Origin of the sequence: Actinomadura luteofluorescens (assembly GCF_013409365.1) — a bacterium.
In the GTDB taxonomy this organism is placed as follows: domain Bacteria; phylum Actinomycetota; class Actinomycetes; order Streptosporangiales; family Streptosporangiaceae; genus Spirillospora; species Spirillospora luteofluorescens.
In genome coordinates, this window is sequence record NZ_JACCBA010000001.1 from 2446185 (window position 1) to 2470489 (window position 24305).

General features: G+C 72.2%; 25 protein-coding genes. 5 read left to right on the top strand and 20 right to left on the bottom strand.

Translation table 11 applies throughout. The features are described 5' to 3' along the window. Positions 1-25: 25 nt before the first annotated feature. The 6 genes from BJY14_RS11195 to sodX form a co-directional block, all read right to left on the bottom strand. Positions 26-682, bottom strand: a complete 657-nt coding sequence (locus tag BJY14_RS11195) for a response regulator transcription factor (protein ID WP_179843552.1) — start codon at positions 680-682, stop codon at positions 26-28. Continuing rightward, the gene (locus tag BJY14_RS11200; RefSeq protein WP_179843553.1) at positions 682-1833 is read right to left on the bottom strand and encodes a sensor histidine kinase; all 1152 of its coding nucleotides are present in this window, start codon (positions 1831-1833) and stop codon (positions 682-684) included. The genes BJY14_RS11195 and BJY14_RS11200 overlap by 1 nt, the downstream gene beginning before the upstream one ends. An 80-nt stretch (positions 1834-1913) precedes the next feature. Beyond that, positions 1914-2417 (bottom strand): metal transporter, encoded by a 504-nt coding sequence (locus BJY14_RS11205; protein ID WP_179843554.1) that lies wholly within the window; start codon positions 2415-2417, stop codon positions 1914-1916. 91 nt (positions 2418-2508) lie between these two features. Then, the gene (locus tag BJY14_RS11210) at positions 2509-3528 is read right to left on the bottom strand and encodes an ABC-2 membrane transporter-related protein (RefSeq protein ID WP_179843555.1); all 1020 of its coding nucleotides are present in this window, start codon (positions 3526-3528) and stop codon (positions 2509-2511) included. After that, the gene (locus tag BJY14_RS11215; protein WP_218905278.1) at positions 3525-4391 is read right to left on the bottom strand and encodes an ABC transporter ATP-binding protein; all 867 of its coding nucleotides are present in this window, start codon (positions 4389-4391) and stop codon (positions 3525-3527) included. Before BJY14_RS11215 ends, BJY14_RS11210 begins: the two co-directional genes overlap by 4 nt. A 141-nt stretch (positions 4392-4532) precedes the next feature. Continuing rightward, the gene (sodX, locus tag BJY14_RS11220) at positions 4533-4925 is read right to left on the bottom strand and encodes a nickel-type superoxide dismutase maturation protease (protein WP_179843557.1); all 393 of its coding nucleotides are present in this window, start codon (positions 4923-4925) and stop codon (positions 4533-4535) included. A gap of 183 nt (positions 4926-5108) precedes the next feature. Here sodX and sodN point away from each other — a divergent pair, with 183 nt between their 5' ends. After that, positions 5109-5510, top strand: a complete 402-nt coding sequence (sodN, locus tag BJY14_RS11225; protein WP_179843558.1) for a superoxide dismutase, Ni — start codon at positions 5109-5111, stop codon at positions 5508-5510. A gap of 57 nt (positions 5511-5567) precedes the next feature. Here the strand turns inward: sodN and BJY14_RS11230 are convergent, their stop codons facing one another. The 13 genes from BJY14_RS11230 to BJY14_RS11290 form a co-directional block, all read right to left on the bottom strand. Next, a complete protein-coding gene (locus tag BJY14_RS11230; protein WP_179843559.1) occupies positions 5568-5927 on the bottom strand; it encodes a hypothetical protein in 360 nt (119 codons plus the stop codon). A gap of 39 nt (positions 5928-5966) precedes the next feature. Continuing rightward, positions 5967-6446, bottom strand: a complete 480-nt coding sequence (locus tag BJY14_RS11235) for a GNAT family N-acetyltransferase (protein ID WP_179843560.1) — start codon at positions 6444-6446, stop codon at positions 5967-5969. A 10-nt stretch (positions 6447-6456) separates the two neighbouring features. Next, entirely contained in the window at positions 6457-7692 is a 1236-nt protein-coding gene (locus tag BJY14_RS11240) for an enolase C-terminal domain-like protein (RefSeq protein WP_179843561.1), read from the bottom strand. A gap of 17 nt (positions 7693-7709) precedes the next feature. Then, positions 7710-10784 carry a glycoside hydrolase family 38 N-terminal domain-containing protein gene (locus BJY14_RS11245; RefSeq protein ID WP_179843562.1) on the bottom strand — a complete coding sequence of 1025 codons (3075 nt, stop codon included), beginning with the start codon at positions 10782-10784 and terminating at the stop codon, positions 7710-7712. A gap of 209 nt (positions 10785-10993) precedes the next feature. Further along, on the bottom strand, positions 10994-11824 hold the full coding sequence (locus tag BJY14_RS11250) for a carbohydrate ABC transporter permease (RefSeq protein WP_179843563.1): 831 nt from the start codon (positions 11822-11824) through the stop codon (positions 10994-10996). After that, positions 11821-12792, bottom strand: coding sequence for a carbohydrate ABC transporter permease (locus BJY14_RS11255; RefSeq protein WP_179843564.1), 972 nt, complete (start codon positions 12790-12792; stop codon positions 11821-11823). Before BJY14_RS11255 ends, BJY14_RS11250 begins: the two co-directional genes overlap by 4 nt. Positions 12793-12795: 3 nt before the next feature. Continuing rightward, positions 12796-14055, bottom strand: coding sequence for an ABC transporter substrate-binding protein (locus tag BJY14_RS11260; RefSeq protein WP_179843565.1), 1260 nt, complete (start codon positions 14053-14055; stop codon positions 12796-12798). A gap of 115 nt (positions 14056-14170) precedes the next feature. Continuing rightward, entirely contained in the window at positions 14171-14875 is a 705-nt protein-coding gene (locus BJY14_RS11265; RefSeq protein ID WP_179843566.1) for a FadR/GntR family transcriptional regulator, read from the bottom strand. A gap of 34 nt (positions 14876-14909) precedes the next feature. Next, on the bottom strand, positions 14910-15839 hold the full coding sequence (locus tag BJY14_RS11270; protein ID WP_179843567.1) for an alpha/beta hydrolase: 930 nt from the start codon (positions 15837-15839) through the stop codon (positions 14910-14912). A gap of 111 nt (positions 15840-15950) precedes the next feature. Further along, positions 15951-17225, bottom strand: a complete 1275-nt coding sequence (locus BJY14_RS11275; RefSeq protein ID WP_246395869.1) for a DUF5005 domain-containing protein — start codon at positions 17223-17225, stop codon at positions 15951-15953. Positions 17226-17307: 82 nt separating this feature from the next. Further along, complete coding sequence (locus tag BJY14_RS11280; protein WP_179843568.1) at positions 17308-18108, bottom strand: SDR family NAD(P)-dependent oxidoreductase; 801 nt, start codon at positions 18106-18108, stop codon at positions 17308-17310. Beyond that, complete coding sequence (locus BJY14_RS11285) at positions 18105-19145, bottom strand: DUF4432 family protein (RefSeq protein WP_179843569.1); 1041 nt, start codon at positions 19143-19145, stop codon at positions 18105-18107. Before BJY14_RS11285 ends, BJY14_RS11280 begins: the two co-directional genes overlap by 4 nt. After that, positions 19145-19900, bottom strand: a complete 756-nt coding sequence (locus BJY14_RS11290) for a phytanoyl-CoA dioxygenase family protein (RefSeq protein WP_218905280.1) — start codon at positions 19898-19900, stop codon at positions 19145-19147. Before BJY14_RS11290 ends, BJY14_RS11285 begins: the two co-directional genes overlap by 1 nt. Positions 19901-19981: 81 nt before the next feature. Here BJY14_RS11290 and BJY14_RS11295 point away from each other — a divergent pair, with 81 nt between their 5' ends. From BJY14_RS11295 to BJY14_RS11305, 3 genes are all read left to right on the top strand, one after another. Then, a complete protein-coding gene (locus BJY14_RS11295; RefSeq protein ID WP_179843571.1) occupies positions 19982-20905 on the top strand; it encodes a sugar kinase in 924 nt (307 codons plus the stop codon). A 513-nt stretch (positions 20906-21418) separates the two neighbouring features. Continuing rightward, positions 21419-21847 carry an ATP-binding protein gene (locus tag BJY14_RS11300; RefSeq protein WP_179843572.1) on the top strand — a complete coding sequence of 143 codons (429 nt, stop codon included), beginning with the start codon at positions 21419-21421 and terminating at the stop codon, positions 21845-21847. Positions 21848-21915: 68 nt separating this feature from the next. After that, positions 21916-22674, top strand: a complete 759-nt coding sequence (locus BJY14_RS11305) for an RNA polymerase sigma factor SigF (protein ID WP_141586803.1) — start codon at positions 21916-21918, stop codon at positions 22672-22674. Between the two features lie 58 nt (positions 22675-22732). Here BJY14_RS11305 and BJY14_RS11310 read toward each other — a convergent pair whose 3' ends face one another. Next, positions 22733-23251 (bottom strand): hypothetical protein, encoded by a 519-nt coding sequence (locus BJY14_RS11310; protein ID WP_179843573.1) that lies wholly within the window; start codon positions 23249-23251, stop codon positions 22733-22735. A gap of 89 nt (positions 23252-23340) precedes the next feature. Between BJY14_RS11310 and BJY14_RS11315 the strand changes: the two genes are divergently transcribed. After that, positions 23341-24282 (top strand): diacylglycerol/lipid kinase family protein, encoded by a 942-nt coding sequence (locus BJY14_RS11315; protein ID WP_179843574.1) that lies wholly within the window; start codon positions 23341-23343, stop codon positions 24280-24282. Positions 24283-24305: the final 23 nt, after the last annotated feature.

Below are 24305 nucleotides of genomic sequence, written 5' to 3' on the forward strand. Positions count from 1 at the left end.
GCGCGCCGGGCCGTGCCCTGCGGCGTCAGGCCGTGTCGACGAGGTGGTTCTCCCACGCCCAGGTGACGATCCCGACGCGGTTGCGGACCCCCAGCTTGGTCTGGATGCCCGCCAGGTGGCTCTTGACCGTGCTCAACGAGATGAACAGCTCCGCGGCGATCTCCTGGTTGCTGCGGCCGCGTGCCAGGGCCCGGACGACCTCGACCTCGCGGTCCGACAGGGGCGTGGGCCGCGCGGCGCGCGGCGGCGCCGAGGCGGCCGTCAGGTGCCGCAGGAGCCTGACGGTGACGGACGGCGAGACCAGGGCCTCGCCGTTGTGGGCGGCGCGGACCGCCTCGACGAGCAGGGCGGGCCCGGCGTCCTTGAGGACGAAGCCGACCGCGCCGCCGCGCAGCGCGCCGTAGACGTACTCGTCCAGGTCGAAGGTCGTGACGACGACGACCCGCAGCGGGTCGGGCACCTGCGGGCCGGCCAGCGCGCGGGTGACCGCGATGCCGTCGAGCCGGGGCATCCTGATGTCCACCAGGCACACGTCCGGGCGCAGCCGCCGGGCGAGGGCGACCGCCTCGGCCCCGTCGGGCGCCTCCCCGACGACGCTGATGTCGGGCTGGTCCTCCAGGATCAGCCGCAGCCCGCGGCGGACCATCGCCTGGTCGTCGGCGAGCAGGACCGAGATGGTCATCAGGACTCCCTGGTGGGGACGGGCAGGGTCGCCGACACCGACCAGCCGCCGCCGGGCCGCGGCCCGGCGCTCAGCGAGCCGCCCAGCGATTCGACGCGTTCGCGCATGCCGATCAGTCCGTAGCCGCCGCGATGGGGGTGCCGGGCCGGGGCCGCCGGGGCGTCGTCGGCGACCTCGACGGTGACGCACCCCGCGCCCTGCTCGACGGCGACCGTGACGGACCGGGCCCCGGGCGCGTGCCGCAGCACGTTCGTCAGCGCCTCCCGGGCGACGCGGTACACGGTGGTGGTCACCTCCGGCGGCCACCCGGCGTCCGCGCCCCCGTCCGGCGGGCTCAGCCGCACCTCCGGGCCCTGCCGGCGGAAGCGCTCCACCAGCGCGCCGAGGCCCTCCGGCCCGGGGGACGCCGGCGCCGCGTCGTCGGCGTCGCGCAGCAGCCCGACGACGCGGCGCATCGCGGCCAGGGCCTCGGTGCCCGCGGCCTCCATCTCGCCCAGGTACTCGCCCACCTGCTCCGGGTTCCGCCGCGCGACCACCTGGGCGCCCTGCGCCTGGACCACCATGCCGGTGATGTGGTGGGCGACGACGTCGTGCAGCTCCCGGGCCAGCTCCAGCCGCTCGTCCCGGCGGACCTGCTCGGCGACCCCGCGCGCCCGCGCGTCCAGGAGCCGCAGCGACAGCCCGGCGCCGACCGCGGCCGTCCAGACCAGGCCGTCCAGCGCCGTCACCGCCGCGAGGCCGGCGGACGGCGGGCCGGCGGCGAGCTGACCGGCGACGATCACCACCGGTCCGGCGGCCGTGACGGCGGCGGCGGGCACCGGCGCGAGGATCCGGAGCGCGGAGCAGGTCAGCACCGCCAGCCCCAGCGTCATCGCCGGGCTGGGTTCGGCGGGAAGGTCGGTGCCGGCGACGCGGACGCCGATGACGGCCGCCGCCGCGAGGCCGAACCCCGCGACGGTCGGCCAGAGGGGCCGGCGCAGCCCCAGCAGCGCCGGAACGCACACCGCCGCCGCGGCGGCGCTGCCCGGCGCCCAGTACCAGGAGCCCCAGCTCTGCGCGATGGCGGCGGCCTGCACGATGATCGCCGCGAGGAAGACGGCGCCCAGCCCGGCCACGGAGACGCGGCGTCCCCACGCACCCGGATCGGTCACGCCGGCCAGGCTAGCGGTGCTCCGTCCGGTGCCGCGCGCGGACGGAGCACCGCCGGGCGCGTCCCGGGCAGGTCCCGGCCTCACCACGGTGGCGGGCCGGCCGGCGGCGGCCCGGCGTCCTCGGCACCGTTCCGCCGGACGAGGTCGACCGCGCGGAGCAGCGCCCCCGTCACGAACCCGCCCGCCACCAGCAGCGTGGCCAGGGCCATCAGGGCGCTGGGCCCGGCGTACCAGCCGAACGCGGTCACCGCGGCGCCGCCCGCGGCGACGGCGGCCGCCGACGGCACCGGCAGCGACCGGAGCGCGGAGCCGACGAGCACGGCGAGGGCCAGGGCCGTCATGGGCGACGGCTCCTGCGGCAGGTCGGCCGCCATGGACGCCGCCACCGCGCCGGCCGCCACGGCCAGCCCGGCGGCCGCGGGCCACGTCCTTCGCCGCCCGCGCAGCAGCGCCAGCCCGCACGTCACCACCGAAAAGGCGGTGGTGCAGAGCCAGGAAGTGCCGCCCCAGCTGGTGATGAGCATGAACGCCGTGAAGGCGGTGCCCGAGGCGAACACCACGCCCAACCCCGCGTTGACCAGCATGCCCGGTGTCACTGGAGACCCGCCGGCACCATTCTGATGACTGTTCGCATGCGACATGAGAGACCTGGTTTCGCTGTCGGGATCGGTCGCTTCACGCACGCCGGACGCGGCGCAGGGAAATGGCGGTGAGGAGGGCGCAGGCCAGCAGGTACAGCCCGGTTTCGGCCAATTGGAAGTTCCAGTAACGGCCACTGGGCTGGTATTCGACGTCGACGTGCAGGTCGAGCGCGCCCAGGCACACCGCGGCGTCGCCGAACGTGCCGCCGGCGCCGGTCTTCGGCGGGGTGTCGAGGCACGCGTTGAACCTGCTCCCGCTGAGCGTCCGCCCGTCGCGGGTGCGCAGCGGGCTGGTCTCGCTGATCCACGCGTCCGGGGCGCCGGGCACCTGCAGGCCTCCGATGACGGGGGCGCCGGTGATGCTGCCCAGGCTCCTGGCCTGGTTGACGGTCTGCGCGGTCATCGGCAGGCTCGTCTTCTCGGACGGCATGAGGTGCGGGCGCACCAGGTTCGGCACCGCGAACTGGACGACGATGAAGACGACGCCCGTGATGGCCATGGCCGGAAGCGTCCGCCGGACGAACAGGCCGACGGTGGTGCCGAGCGCGAAGGCGAGGAGGGCGTAGCCGATCGGGGCGATGTTGCGGGCGCCGAACTCGATCGTCCCGAACCGGTCGGCGGCGACCTCGTCGTACGGAGAGGCGGCCCAGGTGAGCAGCAGGGCGGCCAGGCCCGTCAGGATCACCGCGGCCAGGCCGACGAACGCCATCCTGCCGATCAGCCAGCGGCGCCGCGTCACGCTCTGGCTCCACACCAGCCGGTGGGTGCCGAGTTCCAGTTCCCGGGCGATCAGCGGTGCGCCCCAGAACGCGCCGATGACGACGGCGATCAGCTGGAGGCCGGCGGCCAGGAACAGCAGCGGGTTCCGGTAGGCGCCCTGGAACTGGGCGACGGCCTGGGCGCAGGCGGCGGTGTCGGTGCACCGGGCCCGGTAGGCGTCGTGCGCCTCCCGGATGTCCAGGCCCAGGTACAGCAGGTAGGCGGCGATCAGGACGAGCCCGGCCGCACCGGCGATCGCCTGGAGGCGGAACTGCCGCCGGTTCAACCAGATCATCGTGCTCCCTCCCGTGCCTGGGCGGCGGGCGCGTTCGCCCGCGACATGTACGCGAGCACCAGTTCTTCGAGCCTGACGGGCTCGGCCCGGTGCGGAAGCTCCGATGGCGGAAGGCCCGTGCGCACCAGCGCACCGCCGTGCTCCCTCTGGACGACCTCGACGCCCGCGGGAAGCGGGCCGGGGTCGCCGCCGGGAGCGACCAGCCGGTGGTGGCTGGCCAGCAGGTCCCGGACGTCGCCGGCCACCTGGACCCGCGAGTCGCACAGCACGATGAGGTGGTCGCAGACCTGCTCGATGTCGCCGAGCAGGTGCGACGACAGCACGGCGCTGGCGCCGAGCTCCGCGACGAACTCCATCAGGTTCGCCAGGAACCCCTGGCGCGCCAGCGGGTCCAGCGCGGCGGCCGGCTCGTCGAAGACCAGCAGTTCGGGCCGCTTGGCGGCGGCGACGGTCAGCGCCAGCTGCGCGCGCTGGCCGCCCGACAGGCGTCCCGCCTTCTGCTTCGGGTTCAGCCCGACCTGCTCGATGCGCCGTTCGGCCAGCTTCCGGTCCCAGGACGGGTTCAGGCGCGCCCCCATGCGCAGGTGGTCCTCCACGCTGAACGACGGGTACACCGGAGTGTTCTGCGCCACGAACCCGACTCTGGCCAGGTGCGCGGCGCTCGCCGCCGGCTTGGAGCCCAGCACGCGCAGCGAGCCCGACGTCGGCTCCAGCAGCCCGCAGGCCAGGTTCAGCAGCGTGGACTTGCCGGCCCCGTTCGGACCCACCAGCCCCACGACGCGCCCGGCCGGAACGCGCAGATCGACGCTGCTCAGCGCCTCCCTGCGTCCGTATCTCTTCGTCAGTCCCTCTGCGTGCAGCATAGGGATCGGCTCTTCAAGTGGCATACCGGAATCGTCGGCGACGGCACCCTCTCGGATCACCGGCCCAAAGCACGGTTCACGTCGACGGCGGTCGTACTTTCGGCCGGTTCGACGCCGGCGCTCAGCCGAACGAGGCTCCGGTCAGCGCTCCCGCCGCCGGGTCAGACGCACGCCGGGGCGAGGCCAGTAACGTCCCACGACCCGCCCCACGACCAGGTCGTCGGCGACGGGACCGAAATCCCAGCTGTCCCTGGCGCCGAGGGCGCGCCGGTTGTCGCTCTCCAGCCACCACCCGTCCGCCGACCGGTGCGAGACGCGCTTCACGATGAGCAGTCCCCGGCGCTCCGGGTGCTCGGCGACGACCACGGCACCGGGCGCGGGCCGGGCGCCGTCGCGGACGATGAGCCAGTCCCCGGGCCGCAGCCCCGGAAGCATCGACTCCCCGCTGACCTCGACCGTCCGCAGCCTCCGTGCGGCGAGCGCGACCAGCGCCGCCGCCGCCAGGACGCACAGCGCCGGGGTCCGGATCCGCATGGTCCTCCTCGTCGGCCCGCATACTTCGGCGGGCGGCGGTCATGAACACTGCTGTAGAGGTTCCGGGCCGGACGGCCCGGGTCTTAGGTCGAATTACCGAGTGCCCTGCCCGGACGGGCCCCGGTGCACAAGGGTAATGTCGGTGACCTGAGCATGATCCGCAACGAGGGAAGGGACTAGCAGGTGTTGCTCAAGCTTCTGCGCCCGAAGACCACGGTGTCTGCGCACTGCGACCTGCCGTGCGGCGTCTACGACCCGGCGCAGGCCCGGATCGAGGCCGAGTCCGTGAAGGCGATCATTGAGAAGTACGCCGCCAACGAGGACCCGGAGTTCCGCGCCCGGGCGATCCTGATCAAGGAGCAGCGCTCGCAGCTGGTCAAGGAGCACCTGTGGGTGCTCTGGACCGACTACTTCAAGCCGCCGCACTTCGAGAAGTACCCGCAGCTGCACCAGCTGTTCAACGAGGCCACCAAGCTCGCGGGCGCCTCCGGCACCAAGGGCGGTATGGACTCCAAGGCCGCGGAGGACCTGCTGGCGAAGATCGCCGAGATCGACAAGATCTTCTGGGAGACCAAGCAGGGCTGAGCGCGTCCAGCTCACCACCGCGAGGGCCGTCCGTTCCCGGACGGCCCTCGCGGCGTGTCAGGGGGCGGCCATCCGGGCGGCGCGGGCCGCGAGCGCGTCCAGGACACCGGTGTGGCGGTCGCCGGTACTGATCTCCATGGCCAGCGCGCCGCCGGTGGCGGTGAGGGTGAAGGTGAAGAACGAGCAGCAGCCCGTCTCCCGGGCGGCGAGCTCGGCGGCCCGCCCGGCCGCCCGGGGGTCAGGGCGCAGCTCCATCCGCACCCGGCCCGCCCCGGCGGGCCGCACGGCCGTCACATCCTCGGCGAAGAGCGCGTCGAACTCGGCCACCCGCAACGGCCGCTCGGCCGTCGGCAGCGTGCACGCCGGCGGCGCCCATCCCTCGTCGTCCGGCCGGGCCGGTACCTGCTGAAGTTCCATGGCCCGACGGTAGGTCCGTACCCCGGTCCCGGATGCGAGTCAGCCGTCGGACGGCCGGGCGGCCCGGGTGAGGGCGTCGCCGGTGAGGCGGTAGACCGTCCACCCGTCCTTCGGGCCGGCGCCGAGGGCCCTGTAGAACCCGATCGCGGGCTCGTTCCAGTCCAGGACGGACCATTCGACGCGCCCGTACCCGCGGTCGTCGGCGACGCGGGCCAGCTCGGTGAGCAGCGCCCTGCCGTAACCGTGGCCGCGGTACTCCGGCTCGACGAACAGGTCTTCCAGGTAGATGCCGTGCGTGCCGTTCCACGTGGAGAACGTGAGGAACCACACGGCGAACCCGACGACCCGGCCGTCGTGCTCGGCGACGTGGGCGAAGACCTGGGGGTCGTCGCCGAACAGCCGGTCCCGGAGCTGGTCCTCGGTCGCCTTCACCTCGTGGAGGGCGCGCTCGTACTCCGCCAGCTCGCGGATCAGCCGCAGGATCTCCGGGACGTCGCCGGCCGTCGCGTAACGAATCACACCCGGCAGGTTATGCGAGCGGCGGAAGTGCGGCGTCGGGATCGGCCCACCGGTCGTTGGGGACGAGCGGGTACCAGCCCGGGCGGCCGGGGTCGCGGTCGTAGGGGTAGCCGCCGAGCTCCCGGTACAGCTCCGCGTACTCGGCCACCTTGTCACGGTCCAGGCGGACGCCGAGGCCGGGGCCGGACGGCACCGGGATCCTGCCGCCGGAGTACCGCATCGGCCCGCCCTCGATGACGTCGTCGGCGAGGTGGTGGTAGTGCGCGTCGGCGGCGTAGGTGAGGTTGGGCAGGACGGCGCCGAGGTGCAGCATGGTGGCGAGCTGGATGCCGAGCTCGCCGGAGGAGTGGACGGCGACGCCGATCTGGAACGTCTCGCACACGCCGGCGGCCTTCACGCACGGCCGGATGCCGCCCCAGAACGTGGTGTCGAGCAGGACGACGTCCGCGCTGCGGCGCAGCACGTTCGCGGCGAGCTGCTCGAAGTTCACGACGACGGTGTTGGTGGCGAGCGGGACGTTGACGCGCTCGCGGACGAGCCGCAGCCCCTCCAGCCCGAGGACGGGGTCCTCCAGATAGTCGTTGGGCAGGTCCTCGATGGCCTTCCCGAACCGCAGGCCCTCCTCCAGGCTCAGCACGGAGTTCGGGTCGTAGCGGAAGCGGTCGCCGGGGAACGCCTCGGCGAGCGCCTTGTAGCACTCCAGCTCGTGGCCCGGCGGGAACACCCCGCCCTTCAGCTTGTGGACGGTGAACCCGTGCGCGTCCTTGAGCGCGCGGGCATGCTCGACGAGCTGCTCGGGGGTGCGGACCTCCGCCGAGCCCCCGGCGCCCGGGTAGCGGTAGAACAGGTAGGACGCGAACGGGACGGACTCGCGGATGCGGCCGCCGAGCAGGTCGTGCACCGGGACGCCGAGATGCTGGCCGACGAGGTCGAGGCAGGCGAACTCGATGGCGGCGAGCATCTGCGTGCGGTTGTTGTACAGGCTCGCCGTCGGGTTGGCGATCTTGAAGCGGAGCGCCTCCAGCTCGAACGGGTCGTGGCCCTCCAGGTGCGGGGCGAGGGCCTGGAAGGCGGCCTCGGCGCTCTGCCCGCCGCCGCCCATCTCGCCGAGCCCGACCAGGCCGTTGTCGGCCTCGACCTCGACGATCGTCCGGACGAAGCGGCCCCAGTGCGCGCCGTTGCTGTGCAGGAGGGGCGCCTCCAGCGGCACGGTGACCGTGGTGGCGCGGATGCCTGTGATCTTCATGTGTCCCCGATCCGTACTCAACGCCGAACCGTGACGGTGGCGACGCCGCAGGCGGGCAGCCGCACCGTCATGGTGCCGTCCCGGACGGGCAGCTCCGCCGGGTCACGCTCCAGACCACCGCTCAGCGAGGCGCGGGCGGCGCCCGGCACGTGCAGGCCCGTCTCCACCGGTCCGGCGGCGAGCGACTGGAGCCGGACGGCCAGCCCCTCGCCGTCCCGGGCGCGGCCCACGGAGGTGACGAGCACGTCCGGGTCGTCCACGCGCAGGAAGGTCCCCGATTCCGCGGCGGGCATGTCGCCGGTGGCGAGGGTGGCGACGAACGGGTCGGTGATCCCGGCGGCCGTGCGGGCGCCGAGCCGGCGGCCCGAGCCCGCCGCGCCGGACGCGAACGCGTACCGGAACGTGGTCTCGCCCTGCTGCTGGGACGGGAAGTTGGTGTCCCAGATGTTGTTCAGCGCCCAGGAGTAGACGGTGCCGTCCTCCTCGTCCAGCGTGGGCGGGAACGGCGCGTAGGGCATGTGGATGGAGCCGAACTGGACGAGCGGCGCCTCCAGCGTCGCCCACGCGACGGTGAGTTCGGGGTCCTCGAAGGCGACCCAGTGGCGGATCGGGCGCATGTGCTCCGCCGACCCCGGGACGCTCGGGACGCCGGTGCCGCCGACGCCGCCGGTCAGCTCCCACGCGGCGGGCGGGCCGTCCACGGCGAACGGGAACGCGAAGAAGACCGCCTCCTTGGCCGCGGTGGGCTGCTTGCCGAGCTGGTAGCGGACGTCCACGCGCGGTACGCCCGCGTACAGGTCGATGGTCGTGCGCAGCCAGTCGACGCCCTTGCCGTGCAGCTCGACGACGAGCCGCTCCCCGGCGGGGGTGCGGCTGCACTCGGTGACGGTGGCGTGGGTGGCTACGGCCCGGTCGCCGAGCATCGTCTTGTCGTGCACGAGCATGTGCCCGGACATGTGGTTGAAGTGCGGCGCGGTCGCGTACCGGTCGTAGACGTACTGCCCGAACCCGGCGACGGCGTCGGCGTTCACCAGCTCGCGGCCGGCGGTCTTGTCGAAGACCGAGGCGATGTGCCCTTCCCTGAGGTCGTAGACGACCCGGTAGAACTCGTTCTCGATCGTGCCGCCGGAGCCGAGGTCGACCGGCTCCGGCGCGCCCGCCTCGGCCCGGACGACGTCGACGCGGACGTGCCCGTGGCCGGGGACGTCCGGGACGACGGCCTCCAGGTGGCGGCCGATGGGACGGGTCGGCCACTCGTCCGGGTCGACCTCCTCCTCGCGGTGCGGGACGGGTTCGCCGGTGCGGGCGTCCACGAGCGCGATGGGCACGTCGACGGCGACGACGTCGCGGGGCAGGAACGCGCGGGCCGCGTCGGTGCGGGCGGCCGTGCCGGGGTTGACGACGAGGAACGAGGCGAGCGCGTCCGGCGCGGCCCCGAACGTCGCGCCGATCCGCCGCGCGCCCGCCTGGAGCAGGTCGAGGGCGTCGTCGTGGGCCTGGTAGCCGACCTGGGACTTGCGGGTCCACTGCAGGCCGCCGGAGTCGCCGCCCTCCTCGGCGTCCTCCCACGGGTTGGCGGCGCCCCAGGTGTGCTCGTCGAACAGCGCGGCCCGGTCGTAGGCCTCGTCGATCGCCGCGGAGGCGCCGGTGCGATCGCCGCTGCGCTCGTCGGCGAGGGCGTGCAGCGTCTCGGCGGCGCGCAGGACGTTCTGCGCCCGCCGGACGTAGCCGAGCGGCCGGGCGCCGGAGCCGAGGCCGTCGGCCCACCAGTCCGTCCAGTCGCCCTCGTGGGTCTGGAGGCGGTCGCCGTGGTGCTCCTCGACGTACTCGAAGAAGTCGGCGTTGGTCGCCATCCGCAGCCGCGGGTAGGCCCAGGTCTCGTTCCAGCGGTGCGCGATGTCGGCGGGGACGATCGACGGCCCGGCGTTGTCGGCGTGCGCGCCCTGGACGCGCAGGTGCACGGCGTCCAGGAAGTCGGGGTCCTTGGCGGCGCCGACCTGGCCGGGCGCGGCGTACCAGCCGAACGTCCCGGGCCCGTAGGGGTAGGGCCGGTCGGCGAGGGACCCGAGGTAGCGGGGCAGCAGGTCCTCGGCGAGGTCGTAGCCGTCGACGAGCCCGACGGTGTTGCCCTCCATGTAGGCCATGCCGTGCGGGGTGTCGGTGAACCAGACGATCAGCTCGCCGCCGCCCGGGGACCGCCACCGGAACGGGCGGGCGAGCCGGTCGCCGCCCGTGATGTAGGGAACGGAGCGCCCGGCCCAGTTGTGCGCGGCGGCAAGGTACCGGACGCCGGCCGCGTTGAGGGCGTCCACCGTCCCGACGACGGCGCCCGGGATGTCGGTGTGCATCGCCGACCGGACCTCGATGCCGTGCTCGCGGCGCAGCTGCTCGACGAAGCGGAGCTGCCGGTACAGCTCCTCGGTCGAGCACGCCTCGGTGTGCAGCTGCATCGGGAACGCGGTGACCTCGATGTCGCCCGCACGGGCCCGCTCGGCGAACTCGGCGACCTGGTCGTCCGGGCGGGTGGCGAGCCACCGCAGCGCGGGCATGGACGACTCGACCGACCAGCGGAACCGCGCGTCGTCCGGCCGCCCGTCGGTCTCCCGCGCCAGCCGCAGCGCCGCGTCGAGGTAGTCGAGGTGGTGCCGCAGGACGGTGCCCTGCGTGTCGGTGTAGCCGATGTCGAGGTGCGAGTGGTGGACGACGAAGACGTTCCACTTGCGCTGCGGGGCGACGTCGAGCGGCGCGGCCCCGACGAGCCCGCCGGAGTCGCGCACCTCCAGGGTGAGGCGGCGGGGGGCGTCCACCTCGGGGACGAGCAGCGTGACGGTCCCGCCCTCCGCCGCCGCGGCGGCGATCTCGGCGTCGCCGTCCTTGAGGGCCACCTCCACCGGCCCCCCGCCGGACAGCGTCAGCCGGACGGCCTGGAGGAGCGCGCCGCCCTCGTCCCGCTTGAACAGCGGCAGCACGGCGGCGCGCACCGACAGCCCGCGCACGGCGAGCACCTCGGTCGAGGTGTCCTGGCGCAGCGCGTCGCGGATCCCGTCATAGTCGGGCGAGCCGAGGCTCGCCTGCAGCAGGCGACTCGTCATCGTTGTGCGTCACATTCCTCTCTGGGAGACCGAGGGTCACGGGCCGGGCGGCCGGAGGCCGCCCGGTCCGCCGCCCCGTGACGGGGGTTCCAGGGGGTCTCCCCCCTGGGCGGAGGGGTCACGGGCCGGTCGGCCGGAGGGCGTTCTACGCCCGGAGGCCGACCGGCCCGTGACGGGGTTCCAGGGGTCGCCCCCTGGGCGGATACTGCTTAGAACTGGGCGAGGGTGAGGCCGCGGGTGAACAGGCGCTGGGTGGCGAGGAAGATCGCGACGGTCGGCAGGGAGACCACCAGGCCGGCGGCCAGCGCGATCGGGACCGGCGTCCCGGCGTAGACGTCGGTGGTCAGCGCGGACAGCTCGGCCCACACGGGCCGGACGGTCGGCGACTGCGAGAGCGTCAGGCCGAACAGCAGGTCGTTCCAGACGAACGTGAACTCCAGGATGAACACGGCGGCCAGGGCCGCCGCCGACAGCGGCAGGTAGATCCGCCAGAAGATCCGGAAGGTGGACGCGCCGTCCAGCCGGGCCGCCTCGAAGATCGACACGGCGACGTTGCCGAAGAAGTTGCGCATCACCAGCGCGGCCAGCGGCACGTTGATCGCCGAGTAGATGATGATCAGCCCGAGGCGGTCGTCGTACAGCGTGACCTTGCTGTAGCCGACGAACAGCGGCACCAGCAGCATCTGGAACGGCACGACGGTCCCGGCGAAGATGACCACGAACCACGCGAAGCCGTGCCGCAGGCGCAGCACCACGATCGCGTACCCGGCGAGCGCGCCCATCAGGACGGCCAGCGCGGGCGAGACGACGCTGTACAGCAGGGTGCTGAGCAGGGTGTCGCCGACGGCGGTCCGGTCCCAGGCCTGCGCGATGTTGTCGAACAGGCCGATCGATGACGGCGGCTTCACCGCGTCCGAGGGGTCGTAGTCGCCGGCGGGCCGCACCGCGTTCGCGACGATCAGGTAGGTGGGGAAGAGCCACACCAGGCCCAGCGCCGCCAGCACGGCGCGGCGCACGTGGATCAGTCTCGCTCCGCTCATCGCGGCAGCTCCTCCCTGCTCACCTGGCGGCGCAGGTAGACGTACGAGGCCAGGCCCGTGATGGTGGTGAGCAGCACCGCGACCGCCGACCCGTAGCCGTACTCGTTGGCGACGAACACGTCCCGGTACATGGTCACGGCGAGGGTCTCGGACGAGCGCCCGGGACCGCCCTGCGTCATCACCCACACGATGTCGAAGTTCTTCAGGCCGGCGACGAGCGCGAGACCGAACACCACGGTGGTGATCGGGCGCATCAGCGGCCAGATGACGTGCCGGAACATCGCCCATCCGGACGCGCCGTCGATGCGGGCGGCCTCGATCGGCGCCTTCGGGATCGACTGGAGGCCGACGACGAACAGCAGCATGTTGACGCCGAGCTGCTGCCACGTCCACACCACGATCATGGCGACGGTGTTGCGGGGGCCGTCCTGGAGGAACGCGGTGTCGCCGCCCGGCATCCCGAACAGGGTCAGGATCTGGTTCGCCATCCCGTCCGGCTGGAGGATGAAGCCCCAGATCACGCCGAGGCCGGCGCCCGACATCGCGTACGGGAGCAGGAACGGCAGCCGGAACCACGCTCCCCGCCTGAGGTCGTAGGACAGGACGGCGACGAGCAGGCCGAGCCCCACCGGCAGGACGACGGTGCCGACGACCCACAGCAGCGTGTTGCGGATCGAGGTGACGAGCGCGTCGTCCTCAAGGAGCCGCCGGTAGTTGTCCAGGCCGGTGAACTCGGGTGAGGCGAGCCCGTCGTAGCTGGTCAGGCTCAGGTACGCCGTCCACAGGAACGGCAGGTAGAGCAGGACGGCGACGAACAGCACGGCCGGTGAGATGTAGGCGTGCCGGAACCGGCCGTGCAGCGCGAACCCCCGGCCGGGGCGGGCGCCGGACGCCTTGCGGCGCCCGCCGCCCGCGGGGGGCACCACCGTCAGCTTGGGACGGTCGGCGGTGGCCTTGTGCGTGCTCATGGATCAGTGCGACTTCCAGTAGTCCTCGTTGACCTTCTGGATGCCCTTGAGCACGTCCATGTAGGTCTCCGGCTTGTTGAGGAACTTGTCGAAGCCGCTGAGCGCCTCGGTGAGCACGGGCGCGGGGGCCGCCTCGAAGTAGCGCAGGACGAGGCGGTTGCCGCCCGACGCGGCCTCCTTGGTGACCTTGTCCAGCTCGGGGTCGGCGACCTTGACCTTCGGGTTGCCGGACACGTCGCCGCGCGCGTTCGCCCACTTCTCCTGCGCGGCGGGCGTGATCCACCACTTGAGGTACTTGGTGCTGGCGGCCGCGTCGGGGGCCTTGCGCAGCGAGCACAGCGGGCCGCTCTCGAACACCAGCGACCGCTTCGGCAGTGCCGGGTCGACGTTCGGGACGAAGAAGAACCCGTAGTCCTCGCCCTGCTTGAGGCCGCGCTGGGTCATGCTCGTGTTGAACCAGGTGCCGTTGATGACCATGGCCGCGTCGCCGGACTTGAAGTGGTCGGCGGGGTCGGCCTTGTCGCCCGGCTTGCTGAACCAGCCGGCGTCGATCATCGTCTTCCAGCGCTCCATCGCCTTCACGACGCCGGGATCGGTGTAGGACGCCTGGCCCTTCGACAGCCGCTCGTACAGGTCGGGGTCGGTGCCGGCGAGGATCTGCTCGAACCAGGCGAAGGAGAACAGCGACGTCGGGGTGGTCTGGTTGAAGGGCACCTGCCCCTTCGACTTCAGCGTCTGCGCCGTCTTCTCCAGTTCCGCCCACGTCGCGGGCGGCTTCAGGTCGTACTTGTCGAAGATCTTCTTGTTGTAGAACATCCCCCAGTACGCGGTGTTCAGCGGGACGCAGTACTGCTTGCCGTCGACGGTGTAGTACTTCTTCAGGTCCTCGGTGAGGTCGCCTCCGGCGATGCCGTCCTGCCAGATCTTCGTGGTCTCGGCGACCTGGTTCTGCTTGACGATCTCTTCCAGGCGCCCGCCGGTCGTCCAGGTGAACAGGTCGGGCTTGACGTTCGTGCGGAACGAGGTCTTGATGAACGCCGTGTAGGTCGGTTCGTCGGTGTAGCCGACCGGCGTCATGTCCAGGCCGGTCTGCTGCTTGCCGAGGGCGCCCATCTGCTCGAAGAAGGGCTTCCACGCGCCCTTGTCGTTGTAGAGCTTGAGCTCGGACCTGCTCCCGCCCGAGTCGCCGGACCCGCAGCCGGCGGCGAGCAGCAGCGCGCCCACGGTGAGCGCGGTCACCTGGAGTCGCTTGGACGGCACCATGGTGAGCCTCCTTCATCGGGCGGCGATGCCCGATCGGGGTGGTCGAAGGATGGAATCGGTGAAGGGTGAACCGGCCGCGCGGCGCTTCGCGCCGGCGGCGGGGGGGACGGCCCGCTCAGGCGAGCCGCTGCTCGATCACGTGCTTGACGTCGGCGAGGTGGGCCCGCATGAGGGACTCGGCGTCCCTCTCCGCGCCCGCCTCGATGGCGGCGAGGATCGCGGTGTGCTCGTCGAAGTCGCGGACGCGGTCGTCGAAGATCCGCTGTATCGCGCGCTGCTCGATGGCGTGCACCGACAGCAGCGAGTCGATGACCTCGCAGAGCACGGAGTTGCCGGCGACGCCGGCGACCTCCCGGTGGAAGGCCATGTTCGCCTTGTGCAGGCGGGCCTCCGCCTCCGGCGCGTCCGTGCCGAGGTCCGCGCCCGCCTGGTCGAGGAGGGCCCGGAGCAGCTCGATGTCGGCCGGCCGCGACCGGCGGGCCGCCCGTCCGGCCAGCGGCGGCTCGATGAGCAGCCGCGCGTCCAGCAGCTGGAGCAGCCGGTCGGCCTCCAGTTCCCGGACGTTGGGGTTGGGGATGACCACGCGTTCGAGGTCGGCGCCCACATAGATGCCCGAGCCGTGCCGGAGCTGGATCGCCCCGGTGGCCTCCAGCCGGCGCAGCGCCTCCCGCAGCGTCGGCGTCGTCACCGCGAAGCGCTGGGACAGCTCCCGCGCGGACGGCAGCCGGTCGCCGGCGCGCAGGCCGCCGGCCCTGATCAGCTCCAGCATCCGCTCCGTGAGGGCGTCCGCCAGGCTAGGCCGGGCCACATCCTGTGACATCGCCACCTCGTTCCCAAGAAGTAAAGTCATCTAATCACTTAGCGATTGGCGTGTCCACCCTCCCGGAGAGACATCGCCGCAGGACGGCGCGCTCCTCCTCGAACGCGAGCCGCCCCAGCCGCGCCGAGATGATGCCGTCGAAACCGTGGCAGGCGCCCGGCACATGGTGCAGCTCCGTGGGAACCCCGGAGACGATCAGCCGGTGCGCGTAGGCGAGCCCCTCGTCCCGCAGCGGGTCGTGCTCGGGGACGAGCACGTAGGCGCGCGGCAGGCCGCTCAGGTCTCCGGCCCGCGCCGGTGCGGCGTAGGCGGGCACGTCCGCCCGCCCGCCGAGGTAGTGGCGCCACATGTGCCGCACGTCGCCGCTGTTGAACAGCGGCGGCTCGGTGAACGTCCGCATCGACGGCGTGGCCATCCGGTCGTCCAGGACGGGGTACAGCAGCATCTGGAACACCAGCGGCGGCCCGCCCTCGTCCCGCGCCCGCAGCGCCACCGCGGCGGCCAGCGCCCCGCCCGCGCTCCCGCCGCCGACCGCGACCCGCTCCGGGTCGCCGCCGAACTCCCCCGCGTGCTCATGGGCCCACAGGGTCGCCGCATAGCAGTCCTCGAAACCGGCGGGAAAAGGGTGCTCGGGCGCGAGCCGGTAGTCGACAGAGACGACCGCGATCCCGTCCTCCCCGGCGAACTTCAGGCAGCGCTCGTGCTCGTTCTCCAGCCCGCCGGTCACGAACCCGCCGCCGTGGAAGTACACGAGCACGGGCGCGGGCGTCTCGCGCGGCCGGTAGACCCGCACCGGGACCCCACCGGAGACGACGCGGTCCTCGACGACCGCTCGCTCGTCGCCCACCGGCCGGGCGAGGGCGCGGACCAGGTCGTTCATGGCGGCGCGGGCCCGCACGGGGTCCGCGAGCCCGACGTAGGGCATGCCGTCGAGCGCGGCGGCGAGTTCGGCGTCCAGGGGCATGGTCGGCACCTCCGAGGGGGGACGGAACGGGACGCGCCCCCGGGCGGGAGGTGGCCCGGGGGCGCGGGGAGCGGTACCGCCGTGGACGGGACGACGGTGCCGCGGCTCGGGCTAGCCGGAGACCGGCAGGTTGATGTAGCGCGCCCGGTAGATGCTGACGTCCCGGTAGTTGTCGTTGGCCGGACCGGCGGTGGTGTCCAGGCTGTTGACGTTGTAGGAGATCACCAGGGTGCCGCTGGACGAGAGCGCCGCGTGCTGGTGAGCGTTGTAAGTGAAGATGTCCGGATCGCCGTAGGAGCCGAGCGGCCCGGTCTCGGGCGTCTGGTAGACGGTCTGCTCGCCGCTGAACGGCCCGGCCGCCGAGCACGACAACCAGACGTCGATCTCACCGCCGAAGGCGATGTTCGCGTCCTGGTTGACCATGATGTAGTGCGATCCGCGCTTGGTGACGCTGAACTCGTTCGACACCCCGCTCATCAGCCGCACCGAGTCCGTCTCCGCGGACGACCACCCGCTCGCCGTGCGGTACTGCCAGGCGCCGCGCAGGTCCGTGCCGCTGACCCGCGCGACGCGCAGGTACTTGGTGTTCACCTGCGTCTGGGGGTCGGTGTAGTCCTCGGTGCCGTAGACGTAGGTGTAGCCGCCGTCCCTGAGCAGCGCCGACCCCCACTGCACGCCCGACGCCGAGGGCATCGCCTGGACGGTCGGCGCGGCGAGGTTCCCGCTGGAGAACCGGGCGAGGACGTTGTCCTTGAACTTCATGTCCCACCCGGTGCCGTTGTCCGGGTCGGGGTCGTAGTACTCGCGGTAGAGCTGCTGGACCTCCGTCCCGCTCTGGGTGAGGTCGCCCGCCCAGTACCAGTGGGCCGGCTGCGCGGGTGGCATGACCGCCTTCGGAGCGGCCGCCGTCCCGCCGTGCACGGTGGTGAGCCCGCCGCCCGTTCCCTGGACGACGAACGAGTTGTTGATGAACGGCGTCGTCCCGCCCTCCTCGATGACGACCGGCCGCGACCCGTCCGCGTTGACCTTGCCGAGGAAGGTGTCGGAGTAGGCGTAGACGATGCGCCCGTCGGAGAGCTTCAGCGAGTAGGTCGTGTCCGCGCCGGTCCAGTCGTCCAGCAGCGTGTTGCTGTTGCCGTAGGACGTGAACTTGCCGTTGAGGGCGGTGTTCTGCGAGGCGGTGCCGAAGGCCGGCGCGGCCTTCCCGGAACACGTGGGCCCGGCGGCCGCGCGCCCCGGACCCCGGGCGTCGGCGGCCGCGGGCACGGCGGGCGCGGCGGCGAGCGCCAGGACGGACGCGAAGACCCCGGCGCGCCGCCGCCACCCCCCGCGAACGGATGAGGGCCGACCGGGAGAGAAGGGAGTGGGAGGGACGGACGCCTGCATGGGAACCTCCGCGAGGTCACTTTCACACGGTCCTCGTGCGCCCCACATTTTGAGTCATCAAATGACTTGGTGTCTAGATCTTCTAGGAGATTTCCGGAAGTGCCGCCGGATTACGGGCGAGCAGCCCGCCGTCCACCCGGTGTTCGGCGCCGGTCACGAACGACGAGCGCGGCCCCGCGAGGAACGCCACCACCTCGGCGACCTCCGCGGCCGCCGCGACCCTCCCGAGCGGATGCGCACGCCCCCACTCGGCGACCTGCTCCTCCTGCCCCTTCTCCCCGCGGAACAGGTCGGCGGCCCACCGCAGCATCGGCGTGTCGACCGACCCGGGGCACACCGTGTTCGCTCGGATGCCGTCCGCCGCGTGGTCCAGCGCCACCGCCCGCGTCAGCGCGTTGATCGCGGCCTTGCTCGCGCTGTAGGCGGCGACCCGGTCCTGCGAGACGAACGCCTGCACCGACGACACCGTGACGATCGCCCCGCCGCCCCGGCGGCGCAGCTCGGGCACGGCGGCGCGGCAGGCGAGGAAGACGCCCTTGACGTTGACGCCGAGCACCTCGTCCCACAGCTCCTCGGACGTCTCCTCGACCGTCCCGTACCGCTGCACGCCCGCGCACGTCACCAGCACGTCCAGGCCGCCGTACCGGGACACGGCGTCCCCGACGAGCCCGTCCATCCGCGCGGCGTCGGTCACGTCGGCGACGGCGCCGGCGACCTCCAGCCCCGCGCCCCGCAGCTCCCCCTCCGCACGGCGGACCTCGTCCTCCCCGATCCCGCAGAACACCACGGCGGCGCCGTCGCGCGCGAGCCGCTCCACCACGGCCCGGCCGATCCCGAGCGACCCCCCGGTCACGACGGCGACCCTGCCCTCGAACTCCCTCACGTGCCCTCCTCGATGACCGCGGCACGCAGCCACAGGCTCCGCCGCGCACGCGGTTCCAACCTCAACGCGGTGCCGTTCGCGACCGCGGCGGCCAGCCCGTCCGTCGGGAACCCGGCGAACGGCTCCAGGCCCATCACGTACGCGCGGCCCCACCACGGATGCCCGGTGGTCGCCCCGAACTCCTGCCACAGCCACAGATGCGGCAGGAGGTCCACGTCCCAGCGCACCCGCAGGCCGAAGCCGTCCGGATCGACGACCTCGTAACGTCCCTCCTCCAGCCCGGTGAGGTAGACGATCTCACTGGGCACCCCGGCATCGGGCACCACATCGAGATCAATGACTTCGCCCCCCTCACCGGGCACACGAGGCCACGCATGCGGCCCACCACCCCGGACCCGCCGCCCGCCGGGCCCGATCGCCGTCTCGTGCGGAACGACCGAAGCACCTCCCGCGACCCTGATCCGGTGCCCGGGCCGCAGGAAGGGCGCCCCGAACACGATGTGGTGCCCCCACATCGCGTCCAGCGCGACGCCCGACTCGTTGACCAGCTCCTCCTCGATGACGAGCTCGGCTTCGCCCGCCCTCAGCCGCAGCGTCTTGGCGACCCGGAGCGGCATCCGCCTTCCCCGGACGGAGAGCCGGACGGCGACCTCGCCGGCGTCGTCGGCCACGATCTCGGAGTCCCACGGCAGCGAGGCCACCTCCCCGTGCTGCGCGAACGCCGCCCCCCGATAGGTGCTGGGCGCGCCCCCGTTGGGCAGAACCTCCTGCCAACCGCCCTCGTAGCCGTCGAGGAACAGGGCGACGTCATCGCCCGCTCCTCCCGCCACATCACGCGGATCACGCAGCCCGTCAGGCGAAAGCCACACGAAGTCCATGTCCCGCGGCTTGTGGCAGAACTCGGCGATGTCACCGCCCTTGCCCACGAGAACCGTCACCCGGAGCAGCTCGTTCTCCAGGACCACGGCCTCGATCCCGGCCCAGGTGATCTCGTGGACGCGGGCGCCCCAGTTGCGGGACGGCCGGTGCCGCCGCATCAGCTCCAGTTCTCCGCGCCGCTGAACGCGAAGTGCTCCCCCGCCTCGTACCGGGGCCGCGGCTGGTACTCGTTCACGCCCGGGTCACCGCGCAGCAGCAGCGCCGACGGGAACGGCAGCGGCTCCTCTGTGATCCGCGTCGAGGTCGGGATGTAGCGGATGGTCAGCCCGCACCGCCGGTGGGGCGACTCGTTCGCGTTGCTGCCGTGCATGATGTTCGGGTGGTGGACCTCGACGTCGCCGGGTTCGAGGACGAGGTCCACGGCACGCGACTCGTCCACGCCCACGGCGCTCTCCACCCCGAAGACGGCCTCCGCGTCCTCCCGCTCCCGCACCTCGTGCAGGACTTCCCTGTGGCTCCCGGGAATGACCCGGAGGCACCCGTTCTCCGGCGTCGACCGGTCGATGGCGAGCCACAGCGTCACCACGCGCATCGGTTCGAGCGGCCAGAACGCCCCGTCCTGGTGCCACAGCACGGCCTTGCCGGTGAACGGCGGCTTGGAGATGTAGGCGGACGCGAACAGCGCGATGTCGGGCCCGACGAACCGCTCGGCGACGTCGAGGAGCCGCTCGTCGGACACCAGCCGCACCCAGAAGGGGTCCTTGGCGACCAGCTCGGTGGACAGCTCCTCACCGGTCCGGTCGGGATAGCGCGCCTCCAGCCAGCGGACATGCGCGTCCGCCTCGGCCACGAGCTCCGGATCCAGCACGTTCCGGAAGATCGCGTACCCGTCCTCGTCGTAACCGTCGTGCATGGGCGTCCCTTCTCGATGAAGCGCGACACCCGAAGTCTTAGTCATCAGATCACTTGTTGTCTAGATGTATCGTGGCCCGCCATGCGGAACCGGATCGCCGTGATCGGCGAATGCATGATCGAACTGAGTCATCTCGCTCCCGACCGCCTGGCCGTTGGCTACGCCGGCGACGCCTTCAACGTCGCCGCCTACCTGGCCCGCACCGCGGCCCCCGGCACGGCCGACGTCCAGTTCGTCACCCTCATCGGCGACGACCCCTACAGCGCCCTGATGCGCGAGTCCTGGGCAGCCCACGGCGTCGGCTCCGCCCACACCCGCGCCGTCCCCGGCGGCCAGGCGGGCCTCTACCTCATCCGCACGGACGAAGCCGGCGAACGCACGTTCCACTACTACCGGTCCCAGTCGGCGGCCCGCGGCCTTTTCGGGCCCGCGCACCCCCCAGAGCTCGACGACGCGATCGCCGACCACGACCTCGTCTACCTCTCCGGCATCACCCTGTCGATTCTCGGCACCGAAGCCCGCACGAGGCTCCTCACCGTCCTGGACGAGACCCGCCGCCGCGGCGGCCGGGTGGCCTTCGACACCAACTACCGCCCCGCGGGCTGGCCCTCCCCCGCGGCCGCCGCCGAAGCCATGTCCGCCGTCCTGACCAGGACGGACATAGCCCTCCCCACCTTCACCGACGACCAGGCCGTCTTCGGCGACAGAACCCCGACCGACACGATCAGGCGCCTGAGACAAGCCGGAGTGACCGAAATGGCGGTCAAACAGGGCCCCCAAGGCTCCCTGCTGGCCGACACGAAGACGACGATCGAAATCCCCGCCGTCCCCCACGTAAAAGTGATCGACACCACAGCCGCAGGCGACGCCTTCAACGGCGCCTACCTGGCCACCCGCCTGACAGGCGCCCCACCCGCCCAAGCAGCCGAAACAGCAACCACCTTGGCAGCCGAGGTCATAACCCACCAGGGAGCCCTACTCCCCCCAACCCCAGCAAGAACCTGACCCACCCACACCACCCCTCCAAGCACGGCACGAGCGAAGCGAGAGCCACCCCGCGAAGCGAGCCACCAGGCGAGCCGAAGCGCCCCGCCACCCCCACAACCCGCACCGAAACAACGCACGGCACGAGCGAAGCGAGGGCCAACCGCGAAGCGAGCCGCAAGGCGAGTCGAAGCGCCACAGCACCCCCCACAACCCGAGGTAGACCCCCGCATACGCACCCCACCGAAACCCCCCGCTCCGCACACATCACCCGCCACCACAGCACCCCGAACGAGGGTTCACCGTCGCGATCGCGTCCGAAGGCAGATTCGAGCGAAGCAAGAATCTGATCGCGCAGCGAGCCGCCAGGCGAGCCGGAGCGATGCCAGCGATCGCACCGCGTTGCGTTGGGTTGGGGCGCCCCAGGCGCCCCAACCCAACGCAACGCAAATAAACACAGCGCGCCGGAGTCTCGATGCACGGCTCGTAGGCGGTAGTTTCGAAGGCAGCGGGACCATCCTGCGAGGGAGTGACGTGACCGAGGAAACCGCTGCAATGCCGGCCAGTACGAAGTTGTCCGTCCGTGACGTGGTCACGGTGAAGTTGCCTGCCGCGAGTGCCTACCTGTCCGTGCTGCGGACCGCGACCGCGGGCCTGGCGGCCAGGTTGGACTTCACGCTGGACGAGATCGAGGACCTGCGCATCGCCGTTGACGAGGCGTGCGCGATGCTGCTCGCTCAGGCGGTGCCCGGCACCGATCTGACGTGCGAGTTCGAGTTGACCGGGGAGGCGATGCGCATCTCTGTGTCGGTTCTGACGGTGGACGGTGAGGAGCCGAGCCGCGACACGTTCGCGTGGACGGTGTTGTCGTCTCTGGCGGGCGAGGTGGACGCCAGGGTGGGCTCCGACGACCGGGTCACCGTGACGCTGCAGAAGCGTCGCGGTGCGGCGGGGGCCCCGTGACGGAGAAGACGACGACGGAGCAGACGACGGTCGCCGGGGCGAGCACCGAGCGTTCGGACAGCAGTGCCGTGCCGGATCGGGCGCGGGCGCGTGCGTTGTTCGAGCGTCTCGCCCAGTTGCCTGAGGGCGACCCGGAGCGCCAGCGCATCCGTGATCAGCTCGTGGAGCTGCATCTGCCGCTGGTGGAGTATCTCGCGCGGCGCTTCCGCAATCGTGGTGAGTGGCTGGACGACCTGATCCAGGTCGCCACGATCGGGTTGATCAAGTCGATCGACCGGTTCGATCTGGAGCGGGGGGTGGAGTTCTCCACCTATGCCACGCCGACGATCGTCGGTGAGATCAAGCGGCATTTCCGCGACAAGGGCTGGGCGGTGCGGGTGCCGCGCCGGCTGCAGGAGCTGAAGCTGTCGCTGACGAAGGCGATCAGTGATCTCGCGCAGCGGGAGGGCCGCGCTCCGACGGTGAGCGAGCTGGCGGCGCACCTGCAGATGAGCGAGGAGGAGGTGCTGGAGGGGCTGGAGTCGGCGAACGCCTATTCCACGGTGTCCCTCGACGCGCCTGACTCCGGTGACGAGGACGCCCCGGCGGTGGCGGACTCGCTCGGCATGGTGGACGAGTCGTTGGAGGGCGTGGAGTACCGCGAGTCCCTCAAGCCGCTGCTGGAGAAGCTCCCGGCGCGGGAGAAGAAGATTCTTCTGCTGCGTTTCTTCGGCAACATGACGCAGTCGCAGATCGCGGCGGAGCTGGGCATTTCGCAGATGCACGTGTCGCGGCTGCTGGCGCGGACGCTGGCGCAGCTCCGTGACGGCCTGACGGCGGACGAGTAGCGGGTGTTGTGCGGAAGGGGCCCCGGGGACGCGTCCTCAGGGCCCTTTCGACGTCGGGTCAGTTCTTGCTGTTCTTGGTGGGCTGTTCGTTGAGGCGGTCTTTGAGGCGCCGTCCGAGGGAGCGGGGCTCTCCGGGGGGTGGCGCGGCGGCCGGTTCGGCGGTTTCGGTGTCGTTCACGGGGGTGTCGCCGTCTTCGTCGTGGTCGTCGATGAGCCAGGCGGTGCTCGGCGGGCTGAGGACGGTGATCAGCGCGAGGACGGCGACGGCGCCCAGCGGGACGGCGATCGCGGGGCGGTCGCTCTGCCACAGCGACCAGGCGATCGGCAGGGCGAACAGCTGGGTGAGGACGGTGGGGGCGCGGCTCCACTGGGCGGCGCGGAGGAGTCCGCGGGCGCAGCCCAGCATGCCGAGGCCGCCGGCGAGGGCGAGGACGGTGACCCCGATCGCGCTGGCCGGGTCGACGGCGGCGCCGGTGGCGGTCTCGACGCCGGTGAAGACGCCGAATCCGACGGCTGCGGCGCCCTCCGCGGCCTGGAGGGCGGCGGCGGCCTGCACGGTGAAGGGACGCTTGGTCACACCCCGAAACCCTACTCGCCCCGTGCGGCGGCCGGCTCTCAGGGGAAACTGCGGGCGAACGCATCCGGAACGCTCGATACCCTGACGCCGTGCGCGCCATGCTCATCGCCAACCCCAAGGCGACCTCCACCTCCCGGCGGGCCCGCGACATCCTCGTGCGGGCCTTCTCCGGCGATCTCGATCTCGTTCTCGCGGAGACCGGTCACCGCGGCCACGCGACCGAGCTGGCCCGGCAGGCCGCCGTCGAGGGCTACGAGGTCGTGATCGCTCTCGGCGGGGACGGGACGGTGAACGAGGCCGTCAACGGGCTGCTGGCGGACGGTCCGTCCCCTGATCTGCCCGCGCTGGCGGTGCTGCCGAGCGGGAGCGCGAACGTGTTCGCCCGCGCGCTCGGCCTGCCGGACGATCCGATCGGCGCGACGCGGTCGGTGCTGGAGGCGCTGCGGGCGGGCCGGTACCGGTCGGTGGGGCTCGGCACGGCCTCCCATCCCGGGGCCCCGGAGCGGTATTTCACGTTCTGCGCGGGGGTGGGGCTGGACGCGGAGGTCGTGCGGGAGGTGGAGCGGCGCCGGGAGGCGGGCCTGCGGGCGGACCCGTCGCTGTATGTGCGGACCGCGATACGGCATTTCTTCTCCGGCACTGATCGGCGCCGTCCGGCGCTCACTTTGGAACAGCCCGGTCGCCCGCCGAAATCGGGGTTGTTCCTGGCGTTCATCTCCAATACGTCTCCATGGACTTTCATGGGCCGGGTGCCGTTGAATCCGAGTCCGAAGGCGAACTTCGCGCGCGGGCTGGACGTGTTCGGGATGCGTTCTCTGGAACTCGGCGCGACGCTGGGGGCGCTGGCGCAGATGCTGACTCCGCGGGCGTATCCCATTCAGGGGCGCCACGTGCTGAACCTGCACGATGAGGCGGAGGTCACGGTGCGCGCGGACCGGCCCGTGGCGTTCCAGCTGGACGGCGACTACCTGGGAGAGCACCGGACGGTCACGTTCCGCTCCGTGCCGAAGGCGATCCGCATCGTCATTTGAGGCGCGCGAGGACGCATGTGAGA

Coding starts and splice junctions, on each gene's coding strand:
- BJY14_RS11205 (WP_179843554.1), bottom strand. CDS start 2,417: ATGCTGGTCAACGCGGGGTTGGGCGTGGTGTTCGCCTCGGGCACCGCC.
- BJY14_RS11285 (WP_179843569.1), bottom strand. CDS start 19,145: ATGCGGCGGCACCGGCCGTCCCGCAACTGGGGCGCCCGCGTCCACGAG.
- BJY14_RS11250 (WP_179843563.1), bottom strand. CDS start 11,824: ATGAGCGGAGCGAGACTGATCCACGTGCGCCGCGCCGTGCTGGCGGCG.
- BJY14_RS11290 (WP_218905280.1), bottom strand. CDS start 19,900: ATGCACGACGGTTACGACGAGGACGGGTACGCGATCTTCCGGAACGTG.
- BJY14_RS11265 (WP_179843566.1), bottom strand. CDS start 14,875: ATGTCACAGGATGTGGCCCGGCCTAGCCTGGCGGACGCCCTCACGGAG.
- BJY14_RS11230 (WP_179843559.1), bottom strand. CDS start 5,927: ATGGAACTTCAGCAGGTACCGGCCCGGCCGGACGACGAGGGATGGGCG.
- BJY14_RS11210 (WP_179843555.1), bottom strand. CDS start 3,528: ATGATCTGGTTGAACCGGCGGCAGTTCCGCCTCCAGGCGATCGCCGGT.
- BJY14_RS11215 (WP_218905278.1), bottom strand. CDS start 4,391: ATGCTGCACGCAGAGGGACTGACGAAGAGATACGGACGCAGGGAGGCG.
- BJY14_RS11275 (WP_246395869.1), bottom strand. CDS start 17,225: ATGCAGGCGTCCGTCCCTCCCACTCCCTTCTCTCCCGGTCGGCCCTCA.
- BJY14_RS11245 (WP_179843562.1), bottom strand. CDS start 10,784: ATGACGAGTCGCCTGCTGCAGGCGAGCCTCGGCTCGCCCGACTATGAC.
- BJY14_RS11240 (WP_179843561.1), bottom strand. CDS start 7,692: ATGAAGATCACAGGCATCCGCGCCACCACGGTCACCGTGCCGCTGGAG.
- BJY14_RS11260 (WP_179843565.1), bottom strand. CDS start 14,055: ATGGTGCCGTCCAAGCGACTCCAGGTGACCGCGCTCACCGTGGGCGCG.
- BJY14_RS11270 (WP_179843567.1), bottom strand. CDS start 15,839: ATGCCCCTGGACGCCGAACTCGCCGCCGCGCTCGACGGCATGCCCTAC.
- sodX (WP_179843557.1), bottom strand. CDS start 4,925: ATGCGGATCCGGACCCCGGCGCTGTGCGTCCTGGCGGCGGCGGCGCTG.
- BJY14_RS11295 (WP_179843571.1), top strand. CDS start 19,982: ATGCGGAACCGGATCGCCGTGATCGGCGAATGCATGATCGAACTGAGT.
- BJY14_RS11195 (WP_179843552.1), bottom strand. CDS start 682: ATGACCATCTCGGTCCTGCTCGCCGACGACCAGGCGATGGTCCGCCGC.
- BJY14_RS11255 (WP_179843564.1), bottom strand. CDS start 12,792: ATGAGCACGCACAAGGCCACCGCCGACCGTCCCAAGCTGACGGTGGTG.